General features: G+C 43.1%; 7 protein-coding genes, 4 tRNA genes and 1 pseudogene. 10 read left to right on the forward strand and 2 right to left on the reverse strand.

Features of this window, described 5'->3' with window-relative positions; translation table 11 throughout:
* Positions 1-121: 121 nt before the first annotated feature.
* Together polA and JMX93_RS08585 are read right to left on the reverse strand one after the other, a co-directional pair.
* Positions 122-3076: a DNA polymerase I gene (polA, locus tag JMX93_RS08580; protein WP_499204452.1), complete on the reverse strand. Its 2955-nt coding sequence runs from the start codon at positions 3074-3076 to the stop codon at positions 122-124.
* A 223-nt stretch (positions 3077-3299) separates the two neighbouring features.
* Positions 3300-3713: an organic hydroperoxide resistance protein gene (locus JMX93_RS08585; protein ID WP_193013191.1), complete on the reverse strand. Its 414-nt coding sequence runs from the start codon at positions 3711-3713 to the stop codon at positions 3300-3302.
* 290 nt (positions 3714-4003) lie between these two features.
* Between JMX93_RS08585 and JMX93_RS08590 the strand changes: the two genes are divergently transcribed.
* The 10 genes and pseudogenes from JMX93_RS08590 to tuf form a co-directional block, all read left to right on the forward strand.
* Positions 4004-4906, forward strand: coding sequence for a hypothetical protein (locus tag JMX93_RS08590; protein ID WP_499204453.1), 903 nt, complete (start codon positions 4004-4006; stop codon positions 4904-4906).
* A gap of 177 nt (positions 4907-5083) precedes the next feature.
* Positions 5084-6679 carry a peptide chain release factor 3 gene (locus tag JMX93_RS08595; protein ID WP_193013189.1) on the forward strand — a complete coding sequence of 532 codons (1596 nt, stop codon included), beginning with the start codon at positions 5084-5086 and terminating at the stop codon, positions 6677-6679.
* Between the two features lie 213 nt (positions 6680-6892).
* Entirely contained in the window at positions 6893-7747 is an 855-nt protein-coding gene (locus JMX93_RS08600; RefSeq protein ID WP_499204454.1) for an RsiV family protein, read from the forward strand.
* A gap of 123 nt (positions 7748-7870) precedes the next feature.
* Positions 7871-8878, forward strand: a complete 1008-nt coding sequence (locus tag JMX93_RS08605) for an FHA domain-containing protein (protein WP_499204455.1) — start codon at positions 7871-7873, stop codon at positions 8876-8878.
* Between the two features lie 204 nt (positions 8879-9082).
* A complete protein-coding gene (gene trpE, locus JMX93_RS08610; RefSeq protein WP_499204456.1) occupies positions 9083-10579 on the forward strand; it encodes an anthranilate synthase component I in 1497 nt (498 codons plus the stop codon).
* Positions 10580-10760: 181 nt separating this feature from the next.
* Positions 10761-10836: transfer RNA gene (locus JMX93_RS08615), tRNA-Thr, on the forward strand.
* Between the two features lie 67 nt (positions 10837-10903).
* Positions 10904-10987 (forward strand) — tRNA-Tyr (locus tag JMX93_RS08620).
* An 83-nt stretch (positions 10988-11070) separates the two neighbouring features.
* Positions 11071-11144, forward strand: a tRNA-Gly gene (locus JMX93_RS08625).
* Between the two features lie 119 nt (positions 11145-11263).
* A tRNA-Thr gene (locus JMX93_RS08630) sits at positions 11264-11338 on the forward strand.
* A 495-nt stretch (positions 11339-11833) separates the two neighbouring features.
* A pseudogene (gene tuf / locus JMX93_RS08635) lies at positions 11834-12734 on the forward strand (elongation factor Tu); the annotation flags it as partial.

Genomic DNA, 12734 nt, shown 5'->3' on the forward strand with positions numbered 1-12734 from the left:
GCCATAGGTTGTCAATTACAAGAAGGTCGTTATTTGAGATGCTTTAAATCTGCTAATAAGAAAAAGGCTAGGCACTTTGCCTAGCCTTTTTCAATTTCATTTATTTATGCTTAGCATTACTTTAATGCGCCTCATCCCAATTCTCGCCAGCACCCGTCTCAACCAATAACGGCACGGCAAAATCCACGTTCCAGCCTTTTTCGACAGCAGTTGTTGTTAAGACATCTTGCATCGCAGTAGTAATCAACTGGCTGATTTCATCAACCTTGTCACTATCAACTTCAAACACCAGTTCATCATGGACTTGTAGCAGCATTTTGGCTTGTTCTTTGGGTAATACCTTATCGACGGCAATCATAGCCAGCTTGATTAAATCTGCCGCTGAGCCTTGAAGTGGCGCATTAATCGCAGCACGTTCAGCGCCTTGCTTGACCATACGGTTGCTATGAGTGATATCAGGGGTATAGAGCTTACGACCCAGTATCGTCTCGACATAGCCTTGCTCGTGAGCACTGGCGCGAGTATTAATCATATAGTTTTTGACACCCGGATAGCGATCAAAGTACATATCGATATAATCTTGTGCCTCATTGCGGCTCATTTGCAATTGCTTGGCAAGTCCAAAGGCGCTCATACCGTATAGCAGACCAAAATTAATGGCTTTGGCATTACGGCGCTCGGTCGAGGTTACGTCCGCTACATCTTTGCCAAGTACTTCAGCGGCAGTCGCAGCGTGAATATCTAACCCTTCATTAAAGGCGTCAGTTAAGTTCTTATCACCTGAGAAGTGCGCCATCAAACGCAACTCGATTTGTGAGTAATCCGCCGCTAAAATAACACGACCTTTTGGTGCGATAAAGGCTTGACGAATTAAGCGACCAGTCGCGGTACGAATCGGAATATTTTGTAAATTGGGATCAGTTGAAGACAAACGCCCAGTACTGGTCAATGCTTGATGATAGCTGGTGTGTACGCGATCAGTTTCGCTATCTGCGACATTATCAAGCGCATCGGTATAAGTGCTTTTGAGCTTAGATAAACCGCGATACTCTAAGGTAATATCGACCAATGGGTGATCGATTTTGGACAGCACGGCTTCGCCAGTAGAGTATTGACCTGATTTGGTCTTTTTACCACCCGGAACGCCGAGTTTTTCAAATAACATTTCACCAAGCTGCTTGGGTGAGCCTAAATTAAACTCTTCACCTGCCACTTCATAGGCGCGTTTTTCTAGCGCGATAATCTCTTCATCAAAGCGTTTTGATAGCTCGTTTAAAAATGGACGCTTGATTAAAATACCGTTTGCTTCCATTTGACAAAGTATCTCCGCCGTTGGAATCTCTAGCTCGTGTAGTAATTTGGCATTATTGGCATCGTTTGCCAGCTCGACGCTAAACACTTCAAATAGCTGATAGGTGATATCGGCATCTTCACAAGCATAGTCACTAGCGATATCGATGGCGACTTGATCAAAGGTGACTTGCTTAGCACCTTTACCAGCGACATCTTCATAGCTGATGGTTTGAGTCTGTAAATAATGACGTGCTAAATCGTCCATACCATGGCGAGTGGCTGCCGCATTGATAACGTAGCTGGCAAGCATGGTGTCCATTGCCCAGTTATTGGGCTGCTCATGTATTGCACCGACTAGGTCAATATTATAGTGAGCGAGGATATGCGCGTCATACTTTAGGTGTTGACCGATTTTACCGATATTTGGGTTTTCCAAAATAGGTTTTAGGCGTGTTAGAACGGTATCACGATCGAGCTGTTTAGCCGTCAGCTCGTCACCTTCTAGACTATGCGTAAGTGGAATGTAATAAGCTTCATGCGCTTGTACTGCAAAGGACAACCCGACGATTTGTGCTTGACGCCAATGGACGCTAGTGGTTTCGGTATCGATGACAAAATGTGGCGCAGACTCTAATAATTCGACTAGACTCTCAAAAGCTGGTTCGTCGAGCACAGTATGCCACGCTCTATCATGCTCTTTGCCGTTTTGGACATTTTCAATATTGGATGATTGCAGAGATTTGGCAACTTGTGCTTGTGATTCAGCATCTGCTTGGCTATGTTCGACACTTTGTGCCCCATTTGCTGGATGGTTTGGATGGTCGAGAGAGGCCAGCTCATTTCTAAACTCAAGCTCGCTATATAACTCGCGCAATTCATCTATATAGGCACAAGGATCTGTATTGATTTTTAAGTCATTCCAGTCTTGACCGATATCTAAGTCTGTGACGATAGTGGCCAGTTTGGCATTGAATGGAATATCGTCGGCATGTTCAATCAAGCCTTTGGCACCGCGACCTTTAATAAAGCCAATATGCTTTAACATATTGTCGATATCACCATACTCTATGAGTAAGTCTTTCGCCGTCTTTTTACCGATACCTGGCACGCCTTTGATACCGTCCGAGGCATCACCCATCAATGTCAAAAAATCAATCATTTGGTTTGGATTGATACCGAACTTATCAATGACTGCTTGGATATCGGTGACTTTGCCAGTAAAGCTGTCTTCCAATATTACACAGTCATTGACCAGCTGCATCATGTCTTTATCACCCGTGGAGATGACCACATGATGACCTTGCTCGACTGCACGATGTGTGAGTGTACCGATGATATCATCCGCTTCTGCACCTTCGATGCGTAACAGTGGAATGCCTAAGGCGGTTACCAAGCGATGGATATAAGGAATTTGCTCTAGCAACTCTATATCGATGGGTGGACGAGCAGCCTTGTAATCAGCAGACATATGGTGGCGAAAAGTGGGTGACTTGGTATCAAAGCAAACTGCCATATGAGTAGGGTGATAACGGCGCATCAGCTTGAGAAGCGCATTGAGCGTGCCACGGATGGCATTGGTTATCAGGCCTTGCGAGTTTTGCATGGTTTTTGGCAGGGCATGATAAGTGCGAAACAGATAGTAAGAGCCATCAACCAAAATAAAAGGTGGCTGATTTTTGTCCACATGACTGGTGTCCATAGTCGCTACGTTGGGCATGGTATCAAAATTTGGTAAGGCTTTAGGGTCAAGCGCTTGATGGGAGTTGTGATCACTGTCTGTCATATTGTCCGCCATAAAAGTCACTTATCAGCTAGTAGATAGAAATATGTGCTTATTATAACGATAAAATCAGCGCGTGCCGAACTGCTTAAAAGTTAAGAGAGATTCTAGGAGGTATGCTCATTTTGAGAATAGCGATAAAAGCAGCCAAATCAAACTAAAAAAAAGAACCCAGTGTTAACTGAGTTCTCTTATAGATAAAACCAATATTGTTATGGTTAAAAACCTATTTTACTTCTGAAGTCACTTCACTATCGATATTACCGTGAGTTGCTTTAGAATATGGGCAAACTTTATTGGCTTTTTCGACCAGCTTTTGAAACTCATCTGCTGATAGCTCTGTGTTTTCTGCAATGACGTGAATTTTCACGGCTAATTGAAAATCTAAGCCTTCACCTTTCATTAAATCTACGGATACTTCAGTGGTAGAGTCAAACTTTGCTTTTTCTTCCCCTTTGACCGCAGCAAGTGCGCCATCAAAGCAAGCGGCATAGCCCATGGCAAATAGCTGTTCTGGGTTGTTACCGTCTTTACCAGAACCTGGTGCGACCATATTAATCGTCAAATCACTGTCTTGAAGACTGGCATTACCTGTACGACCGCCAGTAACTGTTGCTTTAGTGGAATATAGTGTTTTCATAACATATCCTTTGTTGTAAGTTTTTATGTTTGAGCATTAAGTTTTGATAGGGGATTTAGCATAACAAACCAATGCATGAGCAATATAGGTCAGTCGTAAGTATATACTGTGGATTTGTAAGTAAATGTCATATCATGCTTTTTACCTTTTGCACTTTTTACTCTTTGAAAGGTTGCGCTTAGCTTTAGGTACAAATAATGACTGTATTAATGTAAACTAACAATACAAACGCTTATAGTAATAATCATCAGAATAGATGATAAAAAATCTAACCATAAGGACGTTCCCCAATGAATAAATTGATTGTGATACCTAGTGTTTTTTCTCTACTGGCTTTTACTCTGGTAGGCTGCGGTGAAGATGATGGTATTTATGGTTCAGATAGCAATAAGATTACGCTGACTAGCTTTGATAAGAGCTATGATAAACAAGCCAATGCTAGTGCCATTGCGCGCATTGATGAAACCTATCGCACGGGTGAGCGCGAAATCAAGATAAAAAATATCGTTAATAATTACAGTAACCAAAGTTTAAATACCTTGGACAGAACGGTATTGGCAGACAACTTCGAAGGACGACTGGAAAACAAAAACATTGAGGTTGATGGCCGCACAGTCAAACGTCCTATTTATGAAAAAAACAGCAATAATAAGTTGAACTACGAAACCACTTATAAGACGCTTAACTTATCAGGATTGCGGGCAAACAGTTATAGTGCGGGTACTAATATAAACAACAGTCGCGGTATTCTCACGGACTTAAATAATTATCCTAATATTCCAGCCAATACAGAGTTTCCGATAGGCTCTGTTTGTTATATTCCAGTGGTAACAAGTGCACGCTCGTTTTTAGCCTTTAATGAAAAAAATAAAACGGGATATACATCACTTAATAAGTGGATTGATGCAGCTGAAAACCGTTTTAGCGATAATAGAGGCTATAGCACAACTGAATTTGGTGTGGGCGTCGGCAATAAGCAAAAAGCGGCGCAAGTGACGTTCTTTGAATACCGAAATCAGCCTGCTTATCAGTACAATGGTGTCGAGTATGCCGATGATATTTATGAGGCAAATTATGTCGCCAAAGGCAGTACTGATCCGAATACCAACAGTATTCAAGGTGTGGTGGATTGTACGATAGTTAATGAAGTCGCAGGAGACTTCTTAGCCGCACAAATCAAACGCTACTATTAATCTTAAAAAACTCATAATATTAAAAAACTGACCAACACTCTCTATTTGACTATCTAGAGAGTGTTTTTTTATGCGCTAATTCTGCACCCTGGCGCTAAATCCGCTACAATACGCTCATTATTTATTCTATTTATTTAGATTGATTTCTAAATGACACAACTGTTGAAGCCGAAAACTATGAGCGTAGATCCAAAAAAATTGAACAAAGAAGTGGCCAAACGCCGTACCTTTGCCATCATCTCGCATCCCGATGCAGGTAAGACCACCATGACTGAAAAGCTGCTGCTATGGGGGCAAGCAATTCAGGTTGTGGGCGAGGTAAAAGGCCGAAAAACTGATCGCCATGCCACTTCAGATTGGATGAGTATGGAGCAAGAGCGTGGTATTTCGATCACCACTTCCGTCATGCAGTTTCCTTATCAAGACCATGTGGTCAATCTATTGGATACACCGGGTCACGCCGACTTTAGTGAAGATACTTATCGCACCTTGACTGCTGTCGATAGCGCGCTGATGATGGTCGATGGGGCTAAAGGCGTTGAAGAGCGAACCATCAAGCTGATGGAAGTCTGCCGTATGCGCGACACGCCAATCATCTCATTTGTCAACAAGCTTGACCGCCAGATTCGTGAGCCGCTTGAGTTGCTCAGTGAAATTGAGCAAGTGCTAAAAATTAAATGTATCCCAGTGACTTGGCCTATCGGTATGGGACAAGATTTCGTTGGCGTCTACCATCTGACCGAAAACAAGACTTACTTTTATGAAAAAGGTAATGGCGGTAAGATGACAGTGTCTGAGACTCGCGAAGGCTACGATTATCCGGACATCCGTGAACGTTTGGGTCAGCTGATGTTTGACGCTTTTGAAGAGTCACTTGAGCTGGTACAAATGGCGTTAGAAGAGTTCAGTGTTGAGGCGTTCTTGGCGGGTGAGATGACCCCAGTATTGTTCGGTACGGCATTGGGCAACTTTGGTGTTAATATGGTGCTTGATACCTTGGTCAAATATGCACCGCCACCCAAGTCGCATCCGACCAATGAGCGTGAAGTGGCGGCAACAGAGACAGATTTTAGTGGTTTTGTCTTTAAAATTCAGGCCAATATGGACCCGCGCCATCGTGATCGCATTGCGTTTTTACGAGTGTGTTCAGGCAAGTATGAAAAAGGCATGAAGCTGAAGCATGTACGTTTGGGTAAAGACGTCCGTATTGCCGATGCACTGACCTTTTTGGCAGGGGATCGCGAAGCGTTAGAAGAAGCTTATCCGGGTGATATCATCGGTTTGCATAATCACGGCACCATCTCTATCGGTGACAGTTTTACCGAAGGCGAGGAGCTAAATTTTACGGGTATTCCACATTTTGCGCCTGAATTGTTTCGCCGCGTCATTCTAAAAGATCCGCTCAAATCAAAAGCCTTGCAAAAAGGGCTGCAGCAGCTAAGCGAAGAGGGTGCAACACAGGTCTTTATGCCGCAGATTAATAACGATTTAATCTTGGGGGCAGTGGGTGTGCTACAGTTTGAAGTGGTCGCGCATCGTCTCAAAGAAGAGTACAAAGTACAGTGTATCTTTGAGCCGGTATCGATTGCCACCGTACGCTGGATTCATTGCGATGATGAAGTGGCATTGGCGAAGTTCAAACGCAAAGCCCATGACCAGTTGTCGCTAGATGGCGGTGGTTATTTAACGTATCTTGCACCATCACGAGTCAACTTGCAGCTCATGCAAGATCGCTATCCAGAAATCACTTTTAGCAACACTCGTGAGCATTAAAATCCATCATTCTATGATTTAGTTTATCTTTTAAGACACGCTAGCCGTGTCTTTTTTATTAGCTTAGATTTAGGCATTAAACGAGAGAGGGTAGGTAGCTATTAGTTAGCAGTAGACAGCAAAACCCTAAAAACAAAAACAGTGTTCCTACAATACATCGTAATTGTTACGGTAGAATATCAAGTAACATCTTATGTTTATAAAAGAGGATATATGAACGCTGCGAATCAAATTGATATCAATAAGCTAACAATGAATCCGCATTTATCGATGATAGCAAGTCGTAGTCGTCTGCTGAGACTGCTTGCCGGCAGTTTACTGCTAGGTAGCATAGCGATGCCTGCCAATGCAGGTAGTCTCATTAGTAGCACAGATTATCTGGAATATGAGCTGCCTAAAAAAGTGCAAGCGCAGTGTGTTGAGCGCGATAACTGTCCAGAGATTGAGATCAAATATCTGAAGACCAACCACGATTGGATCAATGATATTGCCAATGCGCGTATTAATAATTTAGTCGTCAATAGTAAACCGACTGAATCTGCGCCTATCAAAACGAAAGTCAATCAGACAGTGGTGAAAGCCGCCATTGATGACTTTGCCAGCTCGCAATTTATAGATATGCCAGAGGGCAGTTCATGGGCTTATAGCCTAATGGTAACGCCTGAGTATCTAGGTCATATCAGTGATTTTGAATTGTTTGAAATCAATACCTATGTCTTTACTGGTGGTGCTCATGGCATGCCTTATAGCGAATACTTGATATTTGACCTTGGCGCCAAAAAACAAATCACGCTTGATGATATGCTTCTTTCAGGTAAAAAGCCTCGTTTTGAAGCGCTCGCGTATGATGCTTATAAAACTTGGGTCAAAACAGTTGACGACGATGTCAGCAGTTATGAGAAAAACTGGCCATTTACCTTAAGTGACAATGTGACACTGACGGATAAAGGCATCGATATTCGTTATCAGCATTACTCTATCGGCCCGTATGCTTATGGTATGCCGGTACTCAGTATTCCGTACAGTAAGCTTGACGGTGTCATAAAGCCGCACTTTATACCTAAATAGTTCGGATGGTCATTGCATAACTTATTACGGTTTATATTAAAAAAATCGTAAAATCTCTTAAAAAATTGGCAATGATTTATCTAAAACCATTTGAAATTTAATAAAAGAATAAGGAGTTACCGCATGACGAACAATACAGATAGTATGAAGGCGACAGTCGACACAGAGACTTGGCAACTTAATGCCTTAACAGAAGCGCTTGGTGACCTAACGTTGACGGTCAATGACAGCCTGTCTGTTGGCCGTGGCAGCGACAATGACGTGGTACTCGGTAGCAAGCAAGTATCGCGTAATCATGCGGTGCTGAGCATCTTAGATAGTCAGTTATATGTAAAAGATTTAGACTCGTCAAACGGTACATTTATTAACGAGCAGCGTATCGAAGGTAATACATCGAGCCTTTTACAGGTAGATGATACCATTGGCTTTGCCAGTTTTATCTTTCAGGTGAATGCGCCACTTGCTGCTACAGATACTGAGGCATTAGTGCCTGTGGTAGTAGAAGATTCAGTGGCTGAGACGGAGACTGAGACAGTGGTTGCTGAAACTACTGCCGAAACACAGGCTGTCGAAGACTCAATAGTGAGTGAACCTGTTGTTAATGAATCAGTAGTGAAAGAGCCGATCATTGAGCAAACAGGCATCGAAGAAGTCTTAACGACTACAGATAATACCGCGTCAGATGTGACTGAAACGGTACCAGTTGCCGCTGAAACTGTAGCAGATGCACAACCTGCTGTAAGTCAGCCAGAAGCCGTGACAGCGAAAGCAGAGGCACCAACAGCATCTACTCATGATGCGTCACTAGTAGATCAGCCAGTTGTACATGAAGAGTCAGCCGTTGAATCAGAGCATGACAAAACGACGAAAACGGAGCTGCAAGAAGAAGCGGATCCTGACATTCTACGTGCCAAACAGGCAGCAACCGCGCAATTTTCTGGTACTGCCAATCTAGGTCAATCTCGTGATCTTGGTACTGAAGGTAATAACGCGATGGATCAGGAGCTCAGCAATCCAGCAACTGCAGGACAGGCCGAGAAAAAACCGAGCGGTGGTTGGTTTATTTGGGTGTTTATTGCCATCATCATTATTGGGTTGGCATTATGGTTATTTAACATGGGCGGTGCGTAATCAAGTACTGACCAGTCCGTTTGAGCGGCTTTAATCCAAGCGGGATTTGGTATAATTGTTTGCCAATTTTTAGCTACTAATAGCTAAGCTACCCTAATATGCCATTTTTATAGCGTCAACATTCAGCAGAGTGTTGACGCTATATTTTTACTATCGTTTGACTGTTTTTATGTTTTGCCAATATTTTGTTAAGAGAGCATTATTATGATGAACTTTGAAGAATATCAAGCTTTTAAAGACCGTGGCTTTAGTCATGCTCCACTGATAAAAAAACGTCTAATGGATGCACAAACACCAGTATCTGTATTTTCTAAAGTACGTGATTTAAACGGCTCTGCATATTTATTTGAGTCTGTCGTAGGCGGGGAGCGCTGGGCGCGATATTCGATGATTGGCTTGGGTAGTGATCTCATTTTGCAGTATGCTGATGGCAAAATGACCGTCAAACAAAATGACCATACCGATGTTGATGCAGTCGCTGATCCGTTTGACTATATTCGTCAGCTAATGGCGCAATATAAGATGCCAACAGTCGAAGACATTGCAACGCTACCGAGCTTTAGCGGCGGCTTAGTAGGTTACTTTGGCTATGATATGGTGAGGGTTATTGAGCCAAGCGTGGGTTTGTCAGACGCCCCCAATCCGATGACAATGCCGGACATGTGGCTGATGCTGTCAATGAGCGTGATTGTTTTCGACAGTTTAGAAAACACTTTATCTATTATCGTTTATGCCGATTGTCATACTGAAGATGGTTATAGCAAGGCTATCCGCGAGCTAGAAAAAATCGAGGACAAGCTGGCAGAAATGCCAAGTCTGAGCGCACCTGTGATGCCAACGCCAAAATTCAAGTCGCAAACTGGGGCGCAGAAATATTGTCATGATGTCAATAAAATAAAGGACTACATCTTAGCAGGCGATGTCATGCAAGTCGTTCCTGCGCAGCGTTTGACGGCGGATTATACTGGCGACTCATTGGCTGTCTATCGTGCCCTACGGTTTTTAAACCCATCGCCGTATTTATTCTTGGTACATGGTTACACCCTCGATGATCACAAGCGTTTCGACATCATTGGTGCCTCCCCTGAGATATTATCCCGTATCGAAAATGGCAAAGTCACGGTGCGGCCATTGGCGGGTACTCGTAGACGCGGAAAAAACGAAGCAGAAGATGAAGCGCTTGAAAAAGAGCTGCTGAGTGATAAAAAAGAGATCGCCGAGCACTTGATGCTCATTGATTTGGGTCGTAATGACATTGGTCGCGTTTGTGAATATGGTAGTGTCAAAGTCACCGAAAAAATGTTTGTCGAGCGTTATTCGCAGGTGATGCACATTGCTTCTAACGTTGAAGGGACGATATTGCCCAATAAAGATGCGTTGGATGTTTTTTGTGCGACGTTCCCCGCTGGCACGCTATCAGGTGCGCCCAAAATACGCGCCATGCAAATCATTGACGAGATAGAGCCTGTACGTCGAACCGTCTTTGGTGGCTCAGTGGGTTATCTAGGCTGGCATGGCAATATGGATACCGCCATTGCTATTCGTACGGCAGTGATGCGCCGCGGTGAAATCCATATCCAAGCAGGCGCAGGTGTTGTTGCTGATTCTGTGCCAGAAGCGGAGTGGGATGAAACCAATAAAAAAGCATTGGCATTGGTAAAAGCGGTAAAAATGGCGTGTAATGGTTTACGGATTCGCTAGGTACTCCAGTAATAAAAACACGGTATGCTGTCAGCGTCAAAAAGCAGCTTATTTTTATTTAAAAAAATAGTAACACAATCAACTATTTATATATTTTTATTAAAATAATCATAAAAAATATGAAAAAGGGCTTGCGTCTTTCAAAAAATTTGATAGAATAGCCACCACTTTAAGAGAACAAGCCGACTTAGCTCAGTTGGTAGAGCAACTGACTTGTAATCAGTAGGTCGCCAGTTCGATCCCGGCAGTCGGCACCATCTCTCTTAAAGTAGCTTTTTATGAACTTGTCTTAAACTAAAGTCATTTTTGTTTAAAGCAACCTAAGGTGGGATTGGGGAGCGGTCAAACCCAACAGACTGTAAATCTGTCGCGAAAGCTTCGAAGGTTCGAATCCTTCTCCCACCACCATATTTTCTAAGTTTGTCATAGCGCCAAGCATACTCTTTATACTTAACGACTCTCGATTAGAGTCTTCTTGAATAAGAGTAATTGCGGGTGTGGTATAATGGTAACACCTTAGCCTTCCAAGCTAATGACGCGGGTTCGATTCCCGCCACCCGCTCCATATATACACCATCGCAAAGATTATCAATAAATCATCACGACAGTAAGTTCTAGTATTGCTGTATCGTGATATTTTTTTTAGTAAATACACAAGTTGTTTATTGTGGTTATTAAAAACATGCTCATATAGCTCAGCGGTAGAGCACTCCCTTGGTAAGGGAGAGGTCTTGAGTTCAATTCTCAATATGAGCTCCATTTATTGTTTAAACCTCTGGTGTTTGTTTTGCTATTTTTAAACAGCGTTGCGTCGATATCGAAACTACAAAATATTGAAAATTATAAATACAGTGTGGCAAGTAAAATTTAAGGGTGACACTGAGGTGTTGCCTTTTAGTGCTGCCAATTTATTAAGCTATCAATCTATTGATAAGTGTCTAAGTGCGGTTATCTAGATTGGGCGGGCTCTACTATTATCAAGGATTTACACTAAGATAAAGTAGGGCAACAGCGATAAGTTATAATAGCTTGCGATGTTCAATAGATTAAAAAACACGTATAATGCTTACATCTACATGCGTGACATTGAAATGCATGATTTGAGCATATTTACAGTCGTAAAATGATTAAACAGTTTTAGTAAATAAGCCATAGCGTCAACGGTTTGATGGTTCTGTATGCATCATGAGCCGTCAAACAGCTATTCACCGATCTTTGATTGATAAAGATTCACCAAAAAAAGAGGAAATACCCATGGCAAAGGCCAAGTTTGAACGCGTAAAGCCACACGTCAACGTCGGTACAATCGGACACGTTGACCACGGTAAAACAACCCTAACAGCTGCAATCGCAACCGTTGCTGCAATCACCTCAGGTGGCGAAGCCAAAGACTACGCGTCTATTGACTCAGCCCCAGAAGAAAAAGCACGTGGCATCACCATCAACACCTCACACGTAGAATATGACACTCCAACACGTCACTACGCCCACGTTGATTGCCCAGGTCACGCCGATTATGTTAAAAACATGATCACCGGTGCAGCCCAGATGGACGGCGCAATCCTAGTAGTATCAGCCACTGACGGCCCAATGCCACAAACCCGTGAGCACATCCTGCTTTCACGTCAGGTTGGCGTACCGTACATCGTCGTATTCATGAACAAATGTGACGCTGTTGATGACGAAGAATTGCTTGAGCTAGTAGAAATGGAAGTTCGTGAATTATTGAACGACTATGACTTCCCAGGCGATGACACCCCAATCATCAAAGGTTCTGCTACTGAAGCCCTAAAAGGCTCACAAGAAAAATACGGCCAACCAGCTGTTGTAGAACTACTAAACGTTCTTGACACCTACATCCCAGAGCCAGAGCGTGACATCGACAAAGCATTCCTAATGCCAATCGAAGACGTATTCTCAATCTCAGGTCGTGGTACTGTTGTAACTGGTCGTGTTGAGTCTGGTATCGTTAAAGTTGGTGACGAAATCGAAATCGTTGGTATCCGTGACACTCAAAAAACCACCTGTACTGGTGTAGAGATGTTCCGTAAACTGCTTGACGAAGGTCGTGCAGGCGAAAACTGTGGCGTACTACTACGTGGTACTAAGCGTGAAGACGTACACGTGGCCAAGTACTAGCTAAGCGTGAAGCGTG

It is taken from the genome of Psychrobacter muriicola 2pS (genome assembly GCF_904846535.1).
Taxonomy (GTDB): domain Bacteria; phylum Pseudomonadota; class Gammaproteobacteria; order Pseudomonadales; family Moraxellaceae; genus Psychrobacter; species Psychrobacter aquimaris.